The organism is Streptomyces sp. NRRL S-378, from assembly GCF_000720645.1.
Classification (GTDB): domain Bacteria; phylum Actinomycetota; class Actinomycetes; order Streptomycetales; family Streptomycetaceae; genus Streptomyces.
In genome coordinates, this window is sequence record NZ_JOBX01000011.1 from 57,305 (window position 1) to 78,395 (window position 21,091).

At 73.2% G+C, this 21,091-nt stretch carries 15 protein-coding genes; 4 read left to right on the top strand and 11 right to left on the bottom strand.

The window, feature by feature from the left end:
* Positions 1 to 666 precede the first annotated feature (666 nt).
* The gene (locus tag IH80_RS0110330; protein WP_030959451.1) at positions 667 to 1,968 is read right to left on the bottom strand and encodes a M64 family metallopeptidase; all 1,302 of its coding nucleotides are present in this window, start codon (positions 1,966 to 1,968) and stop codon (positions 667 to 669) included.
* 230 nt (positions 1,969 to 2,198) lie between these two features.
* On the opposite strand from IH80_RS0110330, the gene IH80_RS0110335 reads away from it, so the two are divergent.
* Positions 2,199 to 3,575, top strand: a complete 1,377-nt coding sequence (locus tag IH80_RS0110335) for a helix-turn-helix domain-containing protein (RefSeq protein WP_051809032.1) — start codon at positions 2,199 to 2,201, stop codon at positions 3,573 to 3,575.
* Here the strand turns inward: IH80_RS0110335 and IH80_RS46830 are convergent.
* The 4 genes from IH80_RS46830 to IH80_RS0110355 all read right to left on the bottom strand — a co-directional run bounded on the left by IH80_RS46830 (position 3,538) and on the right by IH80_RS0110355 (position 7,302).
* Entirely contained in the window at positions 3,538 to 5,061 is a 1,524-nt protein-coding gene (locus tag IH80_RS46830; RefSeq protein ID WP_030959456.1) for an MFS transporter, read from the bottom strand. The two genes, IH80_RS0110335 and IH80_RS46830, sit on opposite strands and share 38 nt — an antisense overlap.
* A 38-nt stretch (positions 5,062 to 5,099) precedes the next feature.
* The gene (locus IH80_RS46835; protein ID WP_030959458.1) at positions 5,100 to 5,681 is read right to left on the bottom strand and encodes a TetR/AcrR family transcriptional regulator; all 582 of its coding nucleotides are present in this window, start codon (positions 5,679 to 5,681) and stop codon (positions 5,100 to 5,102) included.
* 175 nt (positions 5,682 to 5,856) lie between these two features.
* Positions 5,857 to 6,102 carry a DUF6158 family protein gene (locus tag IH80_RS0110350; RefSeq protein WP_030959459.1) on the bottom strand — a complete coding sequence of 82 codons (246 nt, stop codon included), beginning with the start codon at positions 6,100 to 6,102 and terminating at the stop codon, positions 5,857 to 5,859.
* Positions 6,103 to 6,393: 291 nt separating this feature from the next.
* Positions 6,394 to 7,302 carry a LysR family transcriptional regulator gene (locus IH80_RS0110355; RefSeq protein WP_030959460.1) on the bottom strand — a complete coding sequence of 303 codons (909 nt, stop codon included), beginning with the start codon at positions 7,300 to 7,302 and terminating at the stop codon, positions 6,394 to 6,396.
* Between the two features lie 183 nt (positions 7,303 to 7,485).
* Between IH80_RS0110355 and IH80_RS0110360 the strand changes: the two genes are divergently transcribed.
* Complete coding sequence (locus tag IH80_RS0110360) at positions 7,486 to 8,019, top strand: DUF6817 domain-containing protein (RefSeq protein ID WP_030959461.1); 534 nt, start codon at positions 7,486 to 7,488, stop codon at positions 8,017 to 8,019.
* Positions 8,020 to 8,022: 3 nt separating this feature from the next.
* Here the strand turns inward: IH80_RS0110360 and IH80_RS0110365 are convergent, their stop codons facing one another.
* Entirely contained in the window at positions 8,023 to 10,452 is a 2,430-nt protein-coding gene (locus IH80_RS0110365; RefSeq protein ID WP_234432191.1) for a TIM-barrel domain-containing protein, read from the bottom strand.
* Positions 10,453 to 10,943: 491 nt separating this feature from the next.
* Here IH80_RS0110365 and helR point away from each other — a divergent pair, with 491 nt between their 5' ends.
* On the top strand, positions 10,944 to 13,154 hold the full coding sequence (gene helR, locus IH80_RS0110370; RefSeq protein ID WP_420708771.1) for an RNA polymerase recycling motor ATPase HelR: 2,211 nt from the start codon (positions 10,944 to 10,946) through the stop codon (positions 13,152 to 13,154).
* Between the two features lie 128 nt (positions 13,155 to 13,282).
* Here helR and IH80_RS0110375 read toward each other — a convergent pair whose 3' ends face one another.
* The 3 genes from IH80_RS0110375 to IH80_RS0110385 form a co-directional block, all read right to left on the bottom strand.
* Positions 13,283 to 13,519: a hypothetical protein gene (locus tag IH80_RS0110375; RefSeq protein WP_030959466.1), complete on the bottom strand. Its 237-nt coding sequence runs from the start codon at positions 13,517 to 13,519 to the stop codon at positions 13,283 to 13,285.
* Between the two features lie 143 nt (positions 13,520 to 13,662).
* On the bottom strand, positions 13,663 to 14,331 hold the full coding sequence (locus IH80_RS0110380; protein ID WP_030959467.1) for a response regulator: 669 nt from the start codon (positions 14,329 to 14,331) through the stop codon (positions 13,663 to 13,665).
* Complete coding sequence (locus tag IH80_RS0110385; RefSeq protein WP_051809034.1) at positions 14,328 to 15,497, bottom strand: sensor histidine kinase; 1,170 nt, start codon at positions 15,495 to 15,497, stop codon at positions 14,328 to 14,330. The genes IH80_RS0110380 and IH80_RS0110385 overlap by 4 nt, the downstream gene beginning before the upstream one ends.
* Positions 15,498 to 15,766: 269 nt before the next feature.
* Between IH80_RS0110385 and IH80_RS0110390 the strand changes: the two genes are divergently transcribed.
* A complete protein-coding gene (locus tag IH80_RS0110390) occupies positions 15,767 to 17,968 on the top strand; it encodes an MMPL family transporter (protein WP_030959471.1) in 2,202 nt (733 codons plus the stop codon).
* 95 nt (positions 17,969 to 18,063) lie between these two features.
* Here the strand turns inward: IH80_RS0110390 and IH80_RS0110395 are convergent, their stop codons facing one another.
* Both IH80_RS0110395 and IH80_RS0110400 read right to left on the bottom strand, forming a co-directional pair.
* Positions 18,064 to 19,857, bottom strand: coding sequence for an ABC transporter permease/substrate binding protein (locus IH80_RS0110395; protein ID WP_030959472.1), 1,794 nt, complete (start codon positions 19,855 to 19,857; stop codon positions 18,064 to 18,066).
* The gene (locus IH80_RS0110400) at positions 19,857 to 20,918 is read right to left on the bottom strand and encodes a quaternary amine ABC transporter ATP-binding protein (protein WP_037879452.1); all 1,062 of its coding nucleotides are present in this window, start codon (positions 20,916 to 20,918) and stop codon (positions 19,857 to 19,859) included. Before IH80_RS0110400 ends, IH80_RS0110395 begins: the two co-directional genes overlap by 1 nt.
* Positions 20,919 to 21,091 lie beyond the last annotated feature (173 nt).

Here is a 21,091-nt window from a genome sequence, read left to right on the forward strand (position 1 = left end):
AACGGCAGGGCGTCCAGCACCCGGTGACGTACGCACGAGGCCGCCGCGGCCTCGTGCGGCCCGGGCAGAACGCGTCCGCGGGCCTGCGCCCCCGTGGCGGTCGCGGGTCGAACTCCTCCACCATCGCCCGGTACGTGCGCCGGCAGCCCTCGGCCCGGGCCGGTTCGTACGTCAGCTCCTCCCAGCGGTGGCGGGACACCGCCGGGTCCAGGACGCGCAGCAGGAAGTCCTAGTGCTGTGACCGGAAAGGTTTGCCGGGTCGCGGCGTCCGGTGCGGTGCATCGCAAGGCGGAGGGCCGCGGCTCGTACCGGACGTACGTGCGCGGTCCGACAACGCGGCGAGGTGCCGTGCCGGGCGTCGCGACCCGGTGAACCCTTCCGGTCACAGCACTAGGCGGCGGCCGGCTCCTGCGGGCTGTCCCCCCGGTCGAGGCCGGCCAGGTCGAAGCCGACCACCCTGCGACGCCCCATCACGTTCCGGTCCCGGAGGGAGGGTCAGCAGGGCGGCGAAGCGGACGGTCCACGTCTCCCGGGCCGGCGCCGACACCGCGGGCACCAGGACGTCCACGAACACCGCCGTGCCGCCGTTGGTCATCTCCGGGTGCCGGCCGTCACGGCCGTGGAACACGTTCACCCGGCCAGGCTCGACCGGCGTCCGGCGACGACTCAGAGCCGGACCTTCCATTCCACCGTGGAACGCAGGGTGCGGGCGGTCTTCGGGTCGCGGACCGACGGAGTGCGGTCCTCGGCCGTCACGGACAGGCGGTGGGTCCGCAGGTCGAACAGCCACAGCTCCGCCACCGACACCTCGGTGCGCCCCTCCAACCGCCTGAGCTCACGGCCGTCCAGGTACCAGCGGACCACGAGCTGCCGGCCGTCCGCCCCGGACAGCCGGGGGACGGCCACCTTCGCGGTGTGGCGCATCCGCAGGGTCCGGTCCGTCGGAGTGAGCGCGGTGGCGATCCGCGCGTGCTGGTAGAAGCCCGCGATCATCGATTCCACGCCGGGCAGGTTGAAGGGCTTGCCCAGGACGCGCATGAGGGAGCTGTCGGTGGGCCGGTACAGCCCCGTCACGTAGTAGTTGCCGCCCTCGTACGCCCCGACCGTGCCGCCGTCGGGCGACTCCTCGCCCAGCCACCGGTACCACTTGGCCCGCTGCGCGGCCATCCGCTCGGCCGTCAGGCCGGAGCTGTTGGACTCGGCGGGTTCGGGCCCGGTGTACTTCTCGTAGTCCGGCACGCCCGGGTAGAAGTACTCGTCGGCGAGCTTGCCCAGCGAGTGGCCGGTCTCGTGGATGGCGACCTGGCCGGACTTCGGGTGGCCCGCCGAGGCGGTCGATATCCCCTCGTAGCCGAGGGTGGCGCTGGGCTCGTTGTAGCCCGCTCCCCCGTACTTGGCGCTGTTGGCCAGGACGATGACGAGGTCGGCCTCCGGCGCCTTCGCCACGTACGCGTCGACCTTGGGCTGGTCGATGCAGAGCAGCCGCTCGATGTCCCCGCACCAGAAGTACGAGCCGAGGGCGGTGTCGCGCACGGTCGCCGGGTCGGGGTCGCCGGAGACGCCCGATTCGCGGGAGACCGCGTCGACGGTCCACACGTTGAAGAGGCCACGGTAGGTGGTGTAGGGCTCGACGGCCGCCACCTCGGCCCACTTCTGTGCGGCGTCCGCGCGGAACCGTGGCAGTTCGGCCGCGGTGTAGCCGTCGCCGATGACGACGACGTCGAGGCGGTCCGCGGTGGAGCCGTTGTCGATCATCTTGGTGACCTCGCCGTCGGCCGAACGCTCGGCCTCGGTGAGCCGGCCCGCGTGCTGCGCCGGGCCGCCGGCCGTCGGCACCAGAGCGTGCCCGGACCCGGCGTCGCCGCCCTGTTCGGGCCCGGGGATCTCGACCTCCACCCGGGTCGGGGAGGGCGCGTCCGCCGCACCGGCCGGACCCGCGGCGACCAGCGCGGCGGTCGCGCAGACCATCGCGAGCGCCGCGCGCAACGCCGGACGTGCCCCTTGCCGCCGCGCCGGGCGGCGCGCCGGACGTCTGACCGTGCCTCTGACCGGATCCATGAAGTCCTCCCCCGGGAAAGGAAGTTAAGCAGTTTGATAAACACACTGAACCGGCTGCTTAAACTAGGCGTCGCGCGAGAGGTGCGCAATGGCGTACTCCGGTTGAATACTGGGGAGTTCGAGCAACCAGGGGGGATTCCATGGACGAACCGGGCGAGATCGGCCGCAGGGTCCAGCGCATGCGGGCCGAACGCGGTCTGACCCAGAAGCAGCTGGCACACCCCTCCTACACCGCGGCCTACGTCTCCACCCTGGAGTCGGGCAAGGTGCGCCCCTCCGAGACCGCGCTGCGCTTCCTCGCCGCCCGCCTGGGCACCTCGTACGAGGAGCTGGCCACCGGCCGCCCCGCCCATCTGGCCACCGAGCTGCGGCTCGCCCTCACCGACGCGCAGCGCACGCTCGCCACGGGCGCCGCCGAGGAGGCCGCCTCGCTCTACCGCCGGCTGCTCGCCGAGGCGGAAGAGCTCGGGCTCGTCCCCGAGCAGGCGCAGGCTCGCCTCGGGCTCGGCGAGTGCGCCCTCGAGGCCGGTGAACTACCGGACGCGATCGGCCACTTCGAGGAGGCGGAGCGGCTCCTGGCCGACGAGCCGCTGACGCGCCGGGCCCGGCCCGTGCGCGGCCGGGCGGTGGCGCACCTGCTCGCGGGCGAGCTGCGCTACGCCTGCTACCTGCTGGAGTCCGCCATCGACGAGCTGGGGGCGAGCGGGCTGGCCGACCCCGACGCGCTCGTCCTGCTGCACGCCGCGGTGATCGGCCCGTACATGGACATGGGCGCCCACGCGCGCGCCGCCCGTTCGGCCGAGCTGGCGCTGGCCCTGGCGCCGCAGGTCAGTGATCCGGCATTGGTGGCGGGGATGCACCGGCAGGTGGCCCGGACCTTCCTCGCCGAGGGCCGGATGGCCGAAGCCGACGCCTCCCTGGCCAAGGCGCAGGCCATCTACGCCCACTTGCAGCTGAGCACGGATCTGGCGCACTGCCACTGGATGCGCGGCTACGTTCTGGCGCAGAACGGTGAACTCGGGTCGGCCGAACAGGAGCTGCGCACGGCCCGGGACATGCTGTCGGCCCGGCGGGCCGGTCTCTACACGGCCCAGGTGGAGGTCGAGCTGGCGGACGTACTGCGCCGGCTGGGCCGGCAGGAGGAGGCCGCGGAGCTGCTCGCGGCGCTGCTGGAGCTGGGCAACAGCCACGGCGCCGTGCACGCGGGCGGCGCGCACCGGCTCCTCGGCCTGATGGCCGAGGAGCGCGGTGAGACGGAATCCGCCGAGGAGCACTACGTCCAGGCGCTGGCCCTGCTGGAGCGCAGCGGGGCGAGGGGCGACCTCGCCGACCTGTGCCGGCTGCTGGGCGATCTGCTGCGGCGTACGGGCCGGGTGGAGGCGGCCATGGACGCGTACCGCACGGGTCTGGGGCACCGGGCGGCGCCGGGCACCACCACCCTGGGCCCGGCGCCCGCGGTCGTGGTCCGGTCCGCCCGGGTCAGTGGTTCTCGGTGGGCCGCAGATCGCGCGGAATGAGCGTCCAGGTCGTGGCCGCCGCGGTGACGGCCAGGCCGCCGGCCATGAGGAACGCCGGGGTGATGGCGAGGGTGTAGGCGTGCGAGGCGGTGTCGAGCAGGGCCTGGCCGACGGCGCCGCCCAGCCGGTCGGCGATGTGCGCGGCCTCGCCGACGGAATCCCGGGCGGCGGCCGCGGTGGGGCCGTCCAGGTCGAGGGCGGGCAGGTTGCCCCGGTAGAGCGCGGCCGCGGTGGAGCCGAGCACGGCGACGCCCATGGCGGAGCCGAGCTCGTAGCAGGTCTCTTCGATGGCGGCGGCGCTGGAGACCTCGGCGGCGGGCGCGGCGGAGACCAGCGTCACCGAGGCCACGGTGGTCGCGATGCCGGCGCCGAGGCCCATGACGGTCAGGGCGGCCGCGAAGGCCGGGTAGCCGAGATCGGTGAACTGCTGGAGGGTCCACGGCAGTGCCATGCCCGCGGCCAGGACGACGAGTCCGGCGCCGAGCACGTGGCGGATCGCGAAGCGCTGCATCAGCCAGGGGGCGACCATGGAGGCGGCGATCAGGGCCAGCGGGGCCGGCAGCAGGCGCAGTCCGGCCTCCAGCGGGGTGTAGCCCTCGCCGTACTGGAACCACTGGGTGACCAGGAACAGGATCGCGCCCATGCCCACCATCGGCAGGAAGATCGCGGTGGCCGCGACGCTGAACGCGGGCTCGGCGAACAGCCGCACCTGCAGCAGGGGGTTGTCCAGCCGTGCCTGACGGCGGACGAAGACGGTCAGCGCGACGGCCGCGACGAGGAGCAGCGCCCAGGGCAGGGGGTCGGCCACACCGCTCTTGCCGAGCTGCTTGATGCCGCCCGCGAGGGCGAGCATGCCCACGACGGACTGCCCGACGCCCCACCAGTCCCAGCGGCCGGTGCCGCGCGGGGAGCGCGATTCGGGCAGGTAGCGCAGGCCGGCCGCGACGATGACGGCGGCGACGGGCAGGTTGAGCAGGAAGGCGGAGTGCCAGCCGTGGTCCTGGACGAGGAGGCCGCCGACGACCGGTCCGAAGGCCATGCCGCCGCCGAAGACGGCCGCCCAGACGGCGAGGGCGAAGGCGCGCTCCTTGGCGTCGGTGAAGACGGTGCGCAGGATCGAGACGGTGGCCGGCATGATGGCCGCGCCGCCGATGCCGAGCAGGGCGCGGGCCGCGATCAGGTGCCAGGCATCGGTGGCGAACACGGCTGTGAGCGAGGCCGCCGAGAAGATGCCGAAGCCCGCCATCAGGAGCCGCTTGCGTCCCCAGCGGTCACCGAGCGCACCCGCGGTGACCAGCAGTCCGGACAGGGCGAGGGCGTAGATGTCGATGATCCAGAGCTGCTGTACGGCGCCGGGTTGCAGGTCGCCGACGAGGGAGGGGAAGGCCACGTTGAGGATCGTGGTGTCCATGGAGATGAGCAGGAGGCTGCCGGAGAGGATCGCCAGGACGATCCACCGTCGGGGGTCCGGCGTGGGGGTGTGCATGGGGTTCCGTTCGAGGTCTGTGCGCGGTGACGGGTGGTTCAGGGTTCGGGGGTGCCGGCGGGGGGCCGCACGGGGGGCCGCGTCCCGCTGAGGAAGGAGGTCAGGACCAGGTGCCCGATCTGGCGGGGGGCGAGGTGCCCGTCCCGTACGCCTTCGGCGGCGGCGTCGAGGAGTCCCCAGAGGGAGTACCAGATCCAGTACGGCGGGAGGTCGGCGCGCAACCGCCCCAGCCGCTGGCCGAGGGCGAAGAAGGCGAGGGCCCGCTGGTCCTGGCGGTCCACGCCCGCCCGGAACGCGGGATCCGCGAGCACGGTGGCGTCACGTGAGGTGAAGCCGTAGAGGTGGGCGGCGGGCATCAGGGCGACGACCAGTTCCTCGAGTGCCGCGTCGAAGGCGTCGGCGTCGGCGTTCTGCGCCAGGTCGAGCGGGGCCAGGCAGCCGTCGACGACCTCGATGGCCCGGACCGCGACTGCTTTCAGCAGGGCCTCGCGGGTGGCGTAGCGACGGCTGAGCGTGGCGCGGCTGGTCCCGATTCCGGCGGCGATCTGCACCATCGAGGCGCTGTGGTCTCCGGCGAGGACGCGGGCCGCGCCGTCGAGCAGTTCTACTTCGTGCACCATGGCGAGCCTCCTTCGCCTCGGACGATACAAGATTGTCTCATTCGAGGCAAAGGCGCCCCACAACGATGACCGGGTCGGAGGCGGACAGCGTGCGAAGGCCCCGCTGCGGGGCACGGCACTGCCGGGCCCGCATCCGGCCACGGCGCCGCCGGGCCGGATCTCATCGGGTGGGGCGTCAGCCCTCGCTGTCGGTGCGGGCCCGGGCACCCGAGCGGGTGCGGGAAGCGGTCTGGGCGCGCTGCGGATGGCGGCGCACGTACTCGTGCTCCAGCTCGTTCATCCGCTTCGTATGGGTGACCAGGGCGTCGTCGGACCCGTGCAGCAGGGTCTCGTGGCGCGTGCGGTGGATGGCCTCCAGCTCCTTGAGCAGCCGGCCCTCCTCAAGCTTCCGCGCCGACGGACCGCCGTCGTGCTCCGTCATGGCACGCACCTCCTCCTCGGGCCCCCGTCCGTCCATCATCCTCCGCCCCGCGCCACACGTCCTCACCAGCGGCGGCGGCCCCGGTCAGAGCGAGTAGACACGGGCTGCGCCTGCCGGTGGACAAGGCCTCATGGACCAGGGCAGATCCCTTCGGGAACGGCTGATCGACGTCGGTGCGGACCTCGTCACGCACCACCTGAGCCACGACCTCGGGGTGAGCGTCACGCAGGTCCAGCACGGCCCGTCGCTGGTGGCCCTGGCGGCGCGGGCCGCCGTCGCCCGGTCGCGGCGTCACTGCTGCCCGGCGGCGCGCGCCCGGCAGCTGCGGGCGACCTCGTCGGCGAAGGCCAGGGCCGGCGGGGCGAGGGCGGCCCAGCGGCGAACGGCCCAGCCGACGGCGAGCGGCGGCAGGGCGGGGATGGGTACGAGGCGCAGCGGGCCGTCGGTGCCGGGGACCTGCCAGCCGGGCAGCGCGGGCACGACGGCGTGCCCCAGGCCCAGTTCGGCGAGCAGCAGGGCGGTGTCCCAGTCGGCCGCGCTGGTGTCGGAGCGCACGTGGATGCCGGACTCGGCGAGGGCGGCGTCGAGGTGGGCCCGGGAGGCGGAGTTCTGCGGCAGCCGGATGTGGCGGACGTCGGCCAGGTCGGCGGGGGTGAGACCGGTGCGGCCGGCCAGGGGGTCGTCGGCGCCGACCGCGAGCACCCAGGGCAGTTCCATGACCGGGCGCTGCTCGATGCCCCGCACGGGGGCGCCGATGGTGATCCAGGCGAGGTCGAGGTCGCCGGCGGCGAGGGCGTCGAAGCAGCTGCGGCTGGAGTTCTCGGTCTGGAACTCCAGCCTCACCCCGGGGTGGCCGCGGCGGAAGGAGACGACCGCCTCGGACATGAAGTGCCGGACGGTCGTCGCACCGGTGGTGACGCGCACGGTGCCGCCCCCGCCCCGTACGAGGTCCTCCACGCGGCGCAGGGCACCGTCCAGGCCGGCGATGCCGTCGGCGGCGGCCGCCTGGACGATACGGCCGGCCTCGGTCGGCACGACGCCGCGGGCGTGGCGCTCCAGGAGGCTGGTGCCGGTCTGCTTCTCGAGGCGGCGGACGTGCTGGCTGACGGCGGACTGGGTGCAGCCGAGGTCGCGCGCGACGGCGCTGAGGCTGCCGGCGCGGCAGACGGCCACGAACACGCGGAGATCGTCGAGGGTCATGAGACCCAAGATATTGCTTGGATATGGGGAGCAAACCGGAGGATTGACTTGGGTTTCGCGGCGGATCAAGATCGGTGCAGGGCCCGGGCGGCAACCCGTCCCCGCCTTCGCCACGGGGTCCGGACCCCCGGCGAACGGTGCGGACGGGTGCCGACCCACCCCCCACGACCCCGGGGAGGTTCCATGTCGGACCGCGCCGTCGCATGGCTGCGGGAGCTCGGTGCGCAGGAGGTGGCCCACCCGGGCGGAACGCTCCTGCTGCACCTGGAGCGCGTACGGGACCTGCTCGCGTCCTGGGGTGCCGGGCCGGCCCTGCAGCGGGCGGGGTTGTGCCACGCGTTCTACGGCACCGACGGGTTTCCCACCGCCCTGCTGCCGCTCGCCCGGCGGGCGGACCTGGCCGAGGTGATCGGCGACGAGGCCGAGTCGCTCGTGTACCTGTACGCCGCCTGCGACCGGGCGGCCACGTATCCGACGCTCCCCCGCGCCGGCGCGGCCTTCCGGGACCGGTTCACGGGCCGGGTCCACTGCCCCACGGAGCGGGCACGGCGGGACCTGGCCGAGCTGTCGGCGGCCAACGAACTCGATCTGGCGCGGATCGATCCGGTGTTCCGGGAGGCGTGGGGCGGCGATCTGCGGTCGCTGTTCGGTCGGTGGCGGGGGCTGCTGAGCGAGCCGGCCCGGCGGGAGTGCCGGGCCGTGCTCGGCGACGGGTAGGAATCAGCGGGCGGCGGCGTCCCGGGCCGGGGGTACGGCGGTCGGGACCGAGGGCAGGGGTTCGGCGGCGGGGACGGCGGCGCCGGTGGCCGAGAGCGTGAACGCGCCCGCCTTCGCACCGGTCTTGGCCCAGAGGATCCCGGAGCGGTCGGCCGGGTCGAAGAACCAGCCGGTCGTCGCGGAGTCGTAGGCGGCCTTGGAGGTCAGGCGCGGCACAGCGACTCCGTCCACCGTGAGGGCGGTGGGCGCGGAGGCCACGTGGAGGGTGAATTCGTAGCCGCGGGAGGCCGGTTTGCCGGCGTAGCCGCCGGTGGGGGCGCCCACGGAGACGGTGACCGTGCCGGTGCCGGACGTGGGGGCGGTGACGTCGACACGCTGGCGGGCGTAGGCGCCGGACTCGTGGGCGCGGGTGCGGCCGTCGTCCTCGTAGAGGCTGAAGGAGGAGGCGCCGCGCGGGTGGATGTCGTAGGTGAGGGTGGAGACCGGCTTCTCCCCCGTGTGGTTCATCTGCGGCCACATCGGCACGATGCCGCCGCCCTTGACGAACAGCGGGAGGGTGTCCAGGGGCGCCCGGTATCCGTCGAGGCGGCCGGGGCCCGCGTAGGTGCGGCCCGTCCAGTAGTCCGTCCAGGTGCCGGCGGGCAGGTGGATGCCGTCCCGGACCGTGGTGTCGGACACGACGGGCGCGACGAGGAGGGAGTCGCCCGCCATGAACTGTCCGCTGGTGGCGTTGCCGCGGGCCACCGGGTCGTCGGGGTATTCCAGGACCATGGCCCGGGTGCTGGGCACGCCCGTCTCGTGGGCGACGCGGCTCATCGTGTAGAGGTAGGGCATCAGACGCATCTTCAGCTGCAGGTACTTGCGGTTGATGGAGAGGTACGGCTCGGCGAAACGCCAGGGCTGCTTGTCGTGGTAGCCGGCGGCGGGGTTGACGGCGCCCCAGCCCGACATGGTCATGAAGGCGGGGGTGAAGGCCTTCCACTGGAGGTCGCGGGTGTACGTCTTCGGGCTGCCGCCGAAGATCCCGTCGACGTCGCCGGCGGCGTAGTTGAGCGCGGAGAGGCCCGCGCCGGTGATGGCGGGGACGTGCCAGCGCATGTCGTCCCAGGTGCCGTAGGTGTCGCCGGTCCACACGACGGCGTTGCGCTGGGTGCCCGCCCAGCCGTCGACGGTCCAGACGAAGCGGCGGGCGTCGGAGTTCTTCTCGATGCCTTCGACGGCCTGCCGTACGCCGTCGAAGGCGTACTTGTACCCGCTGCCGATCCATGCCACGTCGGTCTTCACGGCGCGGCTGCCGGCGGTGCCCACCTCGTCGGCGATGGAACCGAGGCCGGTCGAGGTCCACAGGCCGGTCTGGAAGCCCTTGGCCCGCAGGGCGTCGACGGTCTGTTTCAGGGGCGCGGTGTAGCCGCAGCCGTAGCCGTCGTTGGGCAGGAACCAGCCCGAGGGCATGTCGGCGGCGCGGGCGTCGGCGGCGTAGCCGACGACGTCGGGCGTGGTCCGGTGGCGGGGACGGTCGTGGTCGCCCTGGTAGTCGGGGTTGGAGGCGTTGAAACAGTCGGCGTTGCCGAGTTCGAATCCCCACATCGGCGCCATGAACGGCTTTCCGCTGACGTCGGTGTAGGCGTCGAGCACGGATTTCAGGGAATCGCCGGTGAAGTACCAGGCGTCGAAGCGCTTCTCGTCGTGGGTGAGGGTGGTGGGGGCGTTGAATCCGTAGGAGCCCGGCGCCCAGGTGTTGCGCATCACGCCGTAGCCGTTGGTGGACATGTAGAAGGGGGCGGGGCTGGCGTTGTCGTTCTCGCGCCACTTGTTGTCGATGGCGATGGGGACCGTCCTGTCGCGCAGCGCCCATGCGCCGAGGCGCAGGCCGGTGCCGTAGAACTGCTCGTCCGCGCCGCGGGCGAGGTACTGCGTGGTGCGGTTGCCGGTCCAGCTCGTGGGCCGGGTCTCCTGCCAGACGGGGGTGGTGTCGTCCGCGCGGTAGACGGAGAAGCGCAGCGGCCGCTTGTTGACCCGGATCGACAGGGAGCCCGTCGTGATCCGGTGGTACGTGCCGGCGTCGGTGTGTGTCGTGGGCACGGAGCCGAAGTCGGTGGTGACGGCGAGGTCGGAGCCGGCCGGGTCGTCGGTGAAGGTTCCGGCGGGCGAGAGCCAGAGGCGGAAGATGTCGGCGCGGGCGACGACCACGCGGGCCCGGGCGCCGCTGGAGGTCGTGACCGTGAAGGTGTTCCCGGACCGGGTGACGCCGGTGACGTCGCCCGCTGTGGCGGCGGCCCCGGAGGGGGCCGCGGTGGCGGGTGCGACGAGCGGTCCGGCGGCGGCCAGACCCACGACGGTGAGGGCGGCGGCGAGCAGGGCGGCGCACGGGGCACGCAGGCGCCTCCGCCGCTGCGTGCGGGCCCGCCCGGACAGGCGGGCCCGTCCGGACAAAGGGGCCCGTCCCGATAAGCGGGCCCCTCCGGACAAGCGGGCCCGTCGGCTCCTGCGGATGCTGGGCAGTCTCATGGGGCAGCTCCTCGTGCGGGTCCGGAGAACGGACACAGCTCTTTGGCATGCACCCGGCAAGATAGCGCCTCGGTGGCCCATCTTTGAAGGATGCTGTTCGAACTGGCCGTGAACCGCGCACCTTTGAACAACCGACAGGTACCTATCGGCACGCGAAAGCCGCTGGCGACCGGGAGGGCGAGCACATCACGGGAGACGCTTGCGGCCGACGGAAGCGCCGTACACGCCGGTCGTCGATGCGCGGGAGAGGAGTACGTCCGGAGGGGACGAGAAAGGCAAGGAGGAAAAACCCACTCCTTGCCACTCTCAACTTATAGCGCACCGGGGGGCTTGCGGCAAGGCCCTCATGCTGGGGCAAAATCGCGGACCGAAGCCAGAAGCTGCAGAAATGGGAGATCCACGAAGTGCATGCGTTTTTGCCGGTTCACGAATTGCGCGGTGACGTCGAGCCCGTCGTGGACGCGCCGCGGGCCCGCAGCGCGTTCGACCTTCCCGACCACCTCTCCCCCAAGGCCGACCCGGCCCTGATCGACGACGACGAGCGGCATTTCGCGGCCATCTCGGAGAGCCTCGCGCAGTCGATCGCAGAACTCTCCGACCGCCTCGACGCCACCCGCCGGGCACCCGGCGGCATCGGCCGGGAGGCGATGGACCGGGACGCCGAGATCCACCGCCTGACCGCCCGCCTCCGCACCCTGCGCCGCTTCGGCCTGGATCTGTGCCTGGGACGCATCGTCCCTGCCGACGGTGACGAACCCGTGTACGTGGGACGGCTCGGCCTCACCGACAGCACGGGCCGCAGGCTGCTGCTCGACTGGCGCTCCCCCGCGGCCGAGCCGTTCTTCGCGGCGACCCACGCCAGCCCGATGGGCGTGGCGAGCCGGCGCAGGTACCGCTGGAACGGGGGCAGGATCAGCGACTACTGGGACGAGGTCTTCAGCGCCGACGCCCTCGAAGGGCACGCCGCGCTCGACGACCAGTCCGCGTTCATCGCGAGCCTCGGCGGCAACCGCTCCGCCCGGATGCGCGACGTCCTCTCCACCATCCAGGCCGACCAGGACGCCGTCATCCGGGCGGGGTCCCGCGGCGCCCTCGTCGTCGACGGCGGCCCCGGTACCGGCAAGACCGTCGTCGCCCTGCACCGCGCGGCCCACCTGCTCTACTCCGACCCCCGTCTCGGCCACCGCCGCGGCGGCGTCCTGTTCGTCGGCCCGCACCAGCCCTACCTGGCCTACGTCGCCGACGTGCTGCCGAGCCTCGGCGAGGAGGGCGTCCGGACCTGCACACTGCGCGACCTCGTGGCGGAGGGCGCCGGAGCGACGGAGGAGCGCGACCCCGAGGTGGCCCGGCTGAAGTCGTCCGCAGACCTGGTCAGAGCGGTCGACGCGGCCGTCCGCATCTACGAGGAGCCGCCCACCCGCGGGATGACGGTCTCCAGCCACTGGTCCGACGTCTGGCTGAGCGCCGACGACTGGGCGGCGGCGTTCGAGGCGGTGGAACCGGGGACCCCGCACAACGAGGCCCGCGACCAGATCCGGGAGGAACTGCTCGCCGTCCTCATGGACAGGCACGAGGACGGCGGCGACGGGCACGACGTCCCGCCCGAACTGCTGCGGCGCTCACTGCTGCAGGACCGGGAGCTGATCAGGACCCTCGACCGGGCGTGGCCGATGCTGGAGGCCACCGACCTCGTCGGTGACCTGTGGTCGGTCCCCGCCTACCTGCGCAAGTGCGCGCCCTGGCTGGGCCCCGAGGACGTGGCCAGGCTGCAGCGGGCCGACGCCCAGGCCTGGACGGTGTCCGACCTGCCGCTCCTGGACGCGGCCCGGCAGCGGCTCGGCGACGCCGAGGCCTCGGTCTGTGCCCGACGGCACGCCGCCGCCGTCGCCGCCGAGCGCGCCCGCCGGGCCGACGCCATCGACAGCCTGCTGCAGAACGTCGTCATCGACGAGAGCGAAGGTGCGATGGGGATGCTGCACGGCCGGGACCTCCAGGACAGCCTGATCGACGAGAGCGTGCTGCCGGGCGCCGAGCCGGACCTCCTGGCCGGCCCGTTCGCCCACGTCATCGTGGACGAGGCCCAGGAACTGACCGACGCCGAATGGCAGATGCTGCTGGCCCGCTGCCCGTCGCGGAGCTTCACGATCGTCGGCGACCGGGCCCAGGCCCGGCACGGGTTCACGGAGCCCTGGCGGGAACGGCTCGAACGCGTCGGCCTGGACCGGATCACGGTGGCCTCGCTCAGCATCAACTACCGCACGCCGGAGGAGGTCATGACGGCGGCCGAGCCGGCCATCCGTGCGGCGCTCCCCGACGCCAACGTGCCGACGTCGATCCGCAGCAGCGGCATCCCCGTCGCGCACGGATCCGTCGCCGACCTGCAGTCGGTCCTGGACACGTGGCTCGCCGCGCACGACGACGGGATCGCGTGCGTCATCGGCGATCCCGCCTTCCGGCCGACGCCCCGGGTCCGGTCACTGACGCCGACGCTGTCGAAGGGGCTCGAATTCGACCTGGTGGTGCTCGTCGACCCGGACCGGTTCGGTGAGGGCGTCGAGGGGGCGGTCGACCGCTACGTCGCGATGACCCGCGCGACCCGGCAGCTCGTCGTCCTCACCAGCTCCTGAGGGTGGGGGCGGCGTTCGCCGCCAGCCCCACGGGCTCCGACGGCTCGCCTGACGAAGACGGGCGTCGCGGTCGACGGCGACCGGATCGTGCAGGTGTCCACCAGCTGGCCGGACGCGCCGGCGCCGTTTCAGCCGGCGTCGGCGTGACCGTGCGCCCGTGGCGGGGTGACCGCGAGGACGGGCGGCGCCGGGGTGCTCCAGCGGTGGCCGCAGGGCTCGAAGTCCAACAGCACGGGCTGTCCCGGGAGCTGGCGCCAGGAGATGCGTTCCGGCACCCCGGCACACTGCGGGCAGCAGGGCAGCGGGCCGGGCTCCGGCGGGCACGCGGGGGCGGCCGCGAGCGGCGTGACGTGCGGATCGCGCATGGAGGCTCCCTGATCGTGCGGTTGGACCGATCGCACTGTGCCATGGCCCGGGCCTCGTCCGCACGGGCGAATCATCCAGTGTTCCGGCTGGTCAGAGGTACGGTCACCAGGGGGATTCCGGTCCTCTTGCGGGCACTTCGTGATCAACCGCTCCCGCAACCGGCTTCCACCAGGCCCGATTCGTAGGCCGCGATCACCGCCTGGGCGCGGTCCCGGACGCCCAGCTTGCCGAAGATGCCGGTGATGTGGTTCTTGACCGTGGAGACGCTGATCTCCAGTTCCGCGGCGATCTCCGCGTTGTCGAGACCGGTGGCCAGGAGCTGCCAGATCTCCCGCTCGCGCGGGGTCATGTCGGGCGGGACCGCGGCGGCGGCCGGGCGGGCCGGCGCGGGGGTCCGTACGTAGGCGGAGAGCAGCCGGGTGAGCAGCCGGGGTGCGACGGCCGCCTCGCCGCCGTGCACGATGCGGACCGCGGCGCCGAGTTCCTCCGGGGAGACGTCCTTCGGGAGGAAGCCGTACGCCCCGGCGCGCAGGGCGGCCACCACGTACTCGTCCATGTCGAAGGTGCTGAGCGCCAGGACGCGGACCTCGGGGAGGGTGCGGGCCAGCTCCTCGGTGGCCCGGACGCCGTCGAGGACGGGCATCCGGATGTCCATGACGACCACGTCGGGCCGCAGTTCGTGGGCGAGGGCGATGGCGCGGGCACCGTCCTCGGCTTCCCCCACCACCTCGAACTCCGGGTCCGGGCCGAGGATCAGGGCGAGTCCCCGCCGGACCAGCGGCTGGTCGTCGGCTATGAGCACACGGATCATCGGTGTGGTTCCCCTCCCTCGCCGCCCCGCCCGGCCGGGACAGGGAGGCGTGCCGCCACCCGGAATCCGCCGCCGTCGCGTGCGGCCGCCTCCATGGTTCCGCCCTGGAGGGCTACGCGTTCGTGCATTCCGATCAGACCGTACCCGGTGCCCGTGGCGGGCCGGGCGAGCGGCGGCGGGGCACCGGCCCCGTCGTCGCAGACCTCCACCGAGACCTCGTCGGGGCGGTAGGTCAGCCGTACCTCGGCCCGCGCCCGCCCCGCGTGCTTGCGGGTGTTGGTCAGCGCCTCCTGCACGATGCGGAAGAGGGTGAGGCCGACGCTGGGCGGCAGGGGGCGGACGGGTCCGTCGACGGTGAACTCCGTCTCCGTTCCGGCCAGGCGCGACTCGGTGACGATGCGCTCCAGGTCGGCGGCACCGGGCTGGGGCGCCGGAGGTGTTTCGTCCGGTTCGTCTCCGGCCCGTAGGACGTCGAGGAGTTGCCGCATCTCGCGCAGGGCGATGCGGCCGGAGTCCTCCAGGGTGACGAGGGCCCCGCGGGCCGCCTCGGTGTCGTGGGCCAGGTTGGCCCGGGCGCCGCCCGCCATCAGCTGCATGGCGGTGATGTGGTGGGCGACGATGTCGTGGAGTTCCCGGGCGATGCGGCGGCGTTCCTCGGCGACCGCGCGCTCGGCCTGGAGGGCCTGGTTGGCCGCGACCTCCCGCTGCCAGCGGTTGATGACCAGGGCCGCGCCGGCGACCAGGGCCGCGGCCGCCGCGTTGGCGACGAGGGACCAGCCGGAGGGGACCGGCGTCGCGCCTTGGCCCGCCGAGGCCAGCGGGACGGTCAGGGCGACGGCCGCCGCGGCGACGACGGGCTGGCAGAACCGGACCACCGAGTAGAGGGCGACGGCGAGGCCTGCCGGGAAGTGCGGTGTGACGTCCGGGATCGCGACGTTGGGCACGATCCCCAGGAGCAGCACCGCGGCGAGCACCGGGACGGGCCGGCTGCGGCGGGCCAGCAGGCACGCGGCGGCGGCCATGAGTGCGCAGACGGCGGACAGGGTGAGAGTCATGCCCTCGGTGCGGGTGCCGACCGAGAAGCCGAGCAGGTCCACGGCGGCGGCCCCGATGGCCACCAGTGCGTCGTTGCGCGTCCAGCGCAGCCGGTCGGCGCCCCTGTTCATCCTTGACGGTCCTCCCCCGCCGGCCTGCTCCCCACGGTGCGGGGACGGTTCGTGCCGGTTCCTGTCGTTCCATTCTGACAGTCCGGCCGGCCGGCGCCGTCGTCCCGGGGACCGGTCGCGGACCAGGACCAGGGTCCTGGTCGGGACTGCGGCACGGACCCTGCTCCCGGGTGCGTTTCCTCCCGTACGCCGACGATCGCGCGGCCCCCGGCTGATGGTCTGGAGTCGGGCCGGGAACCCCGGTCCGCCCCATCGACCTGAGGAGTCACGTGATCCGCGCCCTGACCGGGTTCTCGACGAGGAATCCGTGGAAGGTGATCGCCCTGTGGGCCGTGCTCGGCATCGCCCTGACGATCGCCGGGCAGGCGCTCGTCTTCCGCGCCACCCAGAGCAGCACCGGCGATTTCCTGCCCCCTTCCTACGACTCGGCGGCGGCCCTGAAGGTCGCCGAGGAGCGGTTCGGGGTGAAGCCGGACGCCAACACGCTGACCGTGCTGGTCGCCCGGTCGGACGGCGGGCCGCTGAGCGGTGCCGACGAACGGCACATCGACGAGGAGGCCGCGCAGCTGAGCCGGCACCGGGTGGCCATGCCGAAGCCCGAGGAGGAGACGCCGTTCGCCCGGGACCACTCGCAGACCCCGAGGGTCGCCCCGGCCATGACGGCTCCCGACCGCACCTTCCGGCTGTTGTCCGTTGAGCTGAAGGGCAACCCCCAGGACCCCGGGCTCCAGGACACCTACCGGGCCTTCCGCGAGCAGTCCCGGGCCGGGTTCGCCGAGGCCGGGTTCCGGACCGGCTACACGGGCGGGCTCGCCACCACCGTGGACGGCATCGACGCCGAGGAGACCCGGGCACGGGTGATCGGCATCGTGATGCTCGGCGTGATCGTGCTGCTGCACGTGCTGGTGTTCCGCAGCGTGCTCGCCGCGCTGCTCCCGCTGATCGTCGTGTCCGTCATCGGCGGCGCCGCGACGGGTACGGTGGTCGGCGTAGCGCTGCTGACCGGGGTCACCCTCGACCCCTCCACCCCGCAGCTGATCAGCGTCGTCCTGGTCGGCATCGGCATCGACTACTTCCTGTTCCTGCTGTTCCGGTTCCGCGAGCAGCTGCGCCGGCAGCCCGGGCAGCCGGGGCGGGCCGCCGCGGCCGAGGTGTCGGGCCGCGTGGGTACGGCCGTGACCTCGGCGGCGCTCACTATCGTCGCGGCGTTCGCCACGCTCGGAGTGGCCTCCTTCGGGCAGTTCCGCGTGCTCGGTCCGGCCATCGCGGTGTCCGTGCTGGTGATGCTGTTCGGCAGCCTCACCTTCATGCCGGCCCTGCTCGCCGTCACCGGGCGCAGGATGTTCTGGCCCTCGCGGGCCCACCAGCGCGAGGGCAGCGGCGGCTCGGCCGGACGGCTGAGCACCTGGCTGGTCAAGCGGCCCCTCACGGCGGCCCTCGGCTCCGTGGTGCTGCTGGGCGCGCTCGCCGCGGGCACGGCCGGCATACGGATGGACTACGGGTCCGGCGGCGCGGACGGTGAGCGTACGGCCGCAGCGGCCACCGCCGCCGAGATCTCCAGGGCGATGCCAGCCGGGGTGTCGGACCCGATCAGCGTCTACGTGACCGCGTCGGACGGCGCCCCGCTCACCACCGGCCGGACCGACGCCCTCTCCGCAACGCTCGCCCGGGTGAAGGGGGTGGGGCAGGTCGCCCCGACGGTGCTGAGCGAGGACCGGCTGGCGGCGCGCATCGACCTGTTCCCGAACGCGGACCCGAACGGCCAGGAGGCCCGCGACCTGGCGTCGGGCCCGGTCCGTGACACGGTGTCGGCGCACAAGCCGGCCGGCACCGAGGCGCATGTGGGCGGTACCGCGGCGGTGTTCGCCGATGTCTCGACGGCCGTGGGCGAGGACCTTCGCCTGGTGTTCCCGGTTGCGGCGGCCCTGATCGCGCTCATCCTCTTCCTGCTGCTGCGCAGCCTGCTCGCCCCGCTGATCCTGATGCTCACGGTGGGGCTGGGGTTCGCGGCCACGCTGGGTGCCGCGGCGCTCGTCTTCCAGCACGGCCTGGACCAGCCCGGGGTGGCGTTCACGCTGCCGCTGGTGCTGTTCCTGTTCGTGGTCGCGCTGGGCACCGACTACAACATCCTGGTGACCGACCGGATCCGGGAGGAGATGGAGCGGCCCGGTCCGGCCCGGGAGGCGGTGGCCCGGGCGGTGCGGCACACCGTTCCGGCCGTGGCGACGGCCGGGCTGGTGCTCGCCGCCTCGTTCGGCAGCCTGGCGGTCAACCCGGTCGCGGCCACGCAGCAGATCGGCTTCGCGACGGCGCTAGGGATCCTGCTCTCCGCCTTCGTCCTGTCGATCGTCCTGGTGCCGGCGTGCGCGGTGCTCCTGGGGCGGTCCCTCTGGTGGCCCTTGCGACCGCGGCCGGCGGAACCCCTGCCGGCCCCGGGGGCCGGGGCACCGGAACGCGTGCTGGTGCCCTGAGCCGGGCCGGTGCGCGTGCAGGCGCCGGGCGCGCGGGTTCCCGTACGGGATCCGCGCGCCCGGCGCCTGCGCCGCTCCTCACGGTGTGCCGCGTGTCAGGTCAGCGCGCCGACCTCGGGGTGCTCCTGGAGCCAGGCGCGGACCGCCTGCTGCTCCTTGCCCTTGCCGGTCTGCTGGATCCGTGCCTCCAGGCCCGTGAGCTGTTCCTCGGTGAGCTTGAAGTCGCGCAGCCAGGCGGCCACCTCGGGCTCGTCGTCGGCGAAGCCCTTGCGGGCCAGGGTGTGGATGCCGTCGCCCTTGCCCCAGACGCCCTTGGGGTCCTCCAGCTTGGTCAGCTCGTAGGAGGAGTACGCCCAGTGCGGCGACCACAGGACGGTGACCACCGGCTCCTTCTTGTCGTAGGCGCGCTTGAGCTCGGCGAGCATGCCGGGTGTGGAGCCGTCGACGACCTGGTACTCGCCCTCCAGTCCGTACTCCTCCATGACCTTGTCCTTCAGGAGGGCCATGGCGCCGGCGCTCGGCTCGATGCCGATGATGCGGCCCTTGAACTGCCCGGCCTTGCCCTTGAGGTCGGCGAGCGAGCGGACGTCCTTCACGTACGAGGGCACGGCGAGCTCGATGGAGGTCGGGGCGTACCAGGAGCCGAGGTCCTCCAGCTTGTTGCCGTACTTCTCCCAGTACTGGGCGTGGGTGACGGGCAGCCAGGCGTCGGTCTGGAAGTCGAGGCCGCCGCCGGCCAGACCGGTGTAGAGCGCGCCCGCCTCCAGCTGGCGGGTGTCGACCTCGAAGCCGCGCCGTTCCAGGAGTTCCTTCCAGAGGAAGGTGGAGGCGATGCCCTCGTCCCACGGGATGTAGCCGATGGACACGGTGCGGCCCTTGCCGATGTTCTCGGCGCCCTCCGGTCCGTCCTCGCCGCCGGAGCCGCCGAAGGCGCTCAGGCCGCCCGCGACCAGGGCCAGCACGACGGCGCCGGTGACGGCGTACGCGGGCCGGGGGCGGTGGTTCCACACGCGGGCGGCGCCGGTGACGGCCGCCCGGGTCCTGGCGAGGGTGCGCCGGCCCAGCGGGGAGACCTGGCGGCCGAGGGCTCCGGTCATCCGGTCGAGGTACATGGCGAGGATGACGATGGAGAGGCCCGCCTCGAAGCCGAGGCCGATGTCGACGTTGCCGATGGCACGGTAGACGGCGCCGCCGAGTCCGCCGCCGCCGACCATGCCGGCGATGACGACCATGGACAGGCCGAGCATGATGACCTGGTTGACGCCCGCCATGAGGGTGGGCAGGGCCAGCGGCAGCTGGACGCGCACGAGGGTGTCGCGCGGGGTGGTGCCGAAGGCCTCGGCGGCCTCGACGAGTTCGGCGTCGACCTGGCGGATGCCGAGTTCGGTCATCCGTACGCCCGGCGGCAGGGAGAAGACGATCGTCGCGATGATGCCGGGCACCACGCCGACCCCGAAGAAGATGATGCCGGGGATGAGGTAGACCATGGCCGGCATGGTCTGCATGAAGTCGAGGACCGGCCGCAGGACGGCACTGACCCGGTCGGACCGGGCCGCCCAGATGCCCAGCGGGATCGCGAACACCAGCGTGACGAGGGTGGCGACCAGGACCAGCGACAGCGTGGACATGGCGTCGGACCAGAGCCCGACGGAGTCGACGAGTGCGAAACCGGCGAGGGCGAGCAGGCCCGCGAGCAGGCCGCGCAGCCACCAGGCCGCGACGGCGAGGATGCCCGCGAACAGCAGCGGGGCGGGCGCGGAGAGCACGGCGACGAGGCCGTCGTAGAGCCCGGTCACGAGTGCGCTGATGGCGTCGAACAGCCAGGACAGCCGACTCTGGAGGAAGTCGACTCCGCTGTCGACCCAGGCGCCGAGGGGCATGCGGGGCATCAGGCGGCCACCTCCGCGCAGCGCACAGGGGCCCGCTGCTCGTCGCCGATGAAGGCGACGAGACGGTCCTGGGGCACGGAGCCGACGACGGCGCCGTCGGTGCCGGTCACGGTGACCGGGTGGGGGACGCGCGCGCTGATCGCGCACAGGTCGGCGAGCGGGGTGTCGGCGGTGACGGTCGGGCAGCCGCAGGAGTCCGCACCGGGGCGGTGCGGACGGGTCGTCGTCATCACGGCGTCGGCGGTCAGCACGCGGGAGCGGTCGACGTCCTGGACGAAGGAGGCGACGTAGTCGTCGGCGGGGCGGGTGAGGATGTCCTCGGCGGTGCCCTGCTGGACGACGCGGCCGTCGCGCATGACGGCGATGCCGTCGCCGAGGCGCATGGCCTCGTTGAGGTCGTGGGTGATGAAGACGATGGTCTTCTTCAGGGTGCGCTGGAGTTCGAGGAGCTGGTCCTGCATGTCGCGGCGGATGAGCGGGTCCAGCGCGCTGAAGGACTCGTCCATCAGCAGGAGGTCGGCGTCCGTGGCCAGGGCCCGTGCGAGGCCCACTCTCTGCTGCATGCCGCCGGAGAGCTCGTCGGGCCAGGCCATCTCCCAGCCTTCGAGCCCGCACAGGGCCAGTGCCTCCGCGGCCCGGCGCTCGCGGTCGGCGCGGGGGACGCCCTGCACCTCCAGCCCGTAGCCGGCGTTCTCCAGGACGTTGCGGTGCGGGAAGAGGGCGAAGTGCTGGAAGACCATGGAGATCTTCGTGGACCGCACGCGGCGCAGCTCGCGCGCGCTGAGCGCGGTGAGGTCCTGGCCGTCGAAGAGGATGCGTCCCGCGGTGGGTTCGAGCAGGCCGTTCAGCATGCGCAGCAGAGTGGACTTGCCGGATCCCGACAGCCCCATCACGACGAAGATCTGGCCGGGATCGACCTCGAAGGAGACGTCGATGACCGCGGCCGTGGCTCCGTCGGCGCGCAGCTCGGCGCGGTCGCCGCCGCCTTCGAGTGCGCGCACGGCGTCGTCGGGCCGGTTGCCGAACACCTTGTAGACGTGCTCGGCCTGGAGCGTGGACACATACACCTCGCGGGTCGTACCGGGTACGGCGCGCGCGGGTCGGGACGGCGCGGCCGTGGAGCGGGACGGGATCCGCCCGCGTGCGCCCCGTCTCCGGCACGGTGCGCGGAGGGCGAGGTTCCGCTCCAGCTGCGCCGATGCCCGGCGTTCGCTCCGGCAAACGCACGAGTGGT

What these genes read in the sequence shown, in the direction of transcription:
- IH80_RS0110380 (WP_030959467.1), bottom strand. Translation starts at nt 14,331, where the DNA reads ATGATCCGTGTGCTCATAGCCGACGACCAGCCGCTGGTCCGGCGGGGA.
- IH80_RS0110360 (WP_030959461.1), top strand. Translation starts at nt 7,486, where the DNA reads ATGTCGGACCGCGCCGTCGCATGGCTGCGGGAGCTCGGTGCGCAGGAG.
- IH80_RS0110350 (WP_030959459.1), bottom strand. Translation starts at nt 6,102, where the DNA reads ATGACGGAGCACGACGGCGGTCCGTCGGCGCGGAAGCTTGAGGAGGGC.
- IH80_RS0110385 (WP_051809034.1), bottom strand. Translation starts at nt 15,497, where the DNA reads ATGAACAGGGGCGCCGACCGGCTGCGCTGGACGCGCAACGACGCACTG.
- IH80_RS0110375 (WP_030959466.1), bottom strand. Translation starts at nt 13,519, where the DNA reads ATGCGCGATCCGCACGTCACGCCGCTCGCGGCCGCCCCCGCGTGCCCG.
- IH80_RS0110335 (WP_051809032.1), top strand. Translation starts at nt 2,199, where the DNA reads ATGGACGAACCGGGCGAGATCGGCCGCAGGGTCCAGCGCATGCGGGCC.
- IH80_RS0110355 (WP_030959460.1), bottom strand. Translation starts at nt 7,302, where the DNA reads ATGACCCTCGACGATCTCCGCGTGTTCGTGGCCGTCTGCCGCGCCGGC.
- IH80_RS0110330 (WP_030959451.1), bottom strand. Translation starts at nt 1,968, where the DNA reads ATGGTCTGCGCGACCGCCGCGCTGGTCGCCGCGGGTCCGGCCGGTGCG.
- IH80_RS46835 (WP_030959458.1), bottom strand. Translation starts at nt 5,681, where the DNA reads ATGGTGCACGAAGTAGAACTGCTCGACGGCGCGGCCCGCGTCCTCGCC.
- IH80_RS0110395 (WP_030959472.1), bottom strand. Translation starts at nt 19,857, where the DNA reads ATGCCCCGCATGCCCCTCGGCGCCTGGGTCGACAGCGGAGTCGACTTC.
- IH80_RS46830 (WP_030959456.1), bottom strand. Translation starts at nt 5,061, where the DNA reads ATGCACACCCCCACGCCGGACCCCCGACGGTGGATCGTCCTGGCGATC.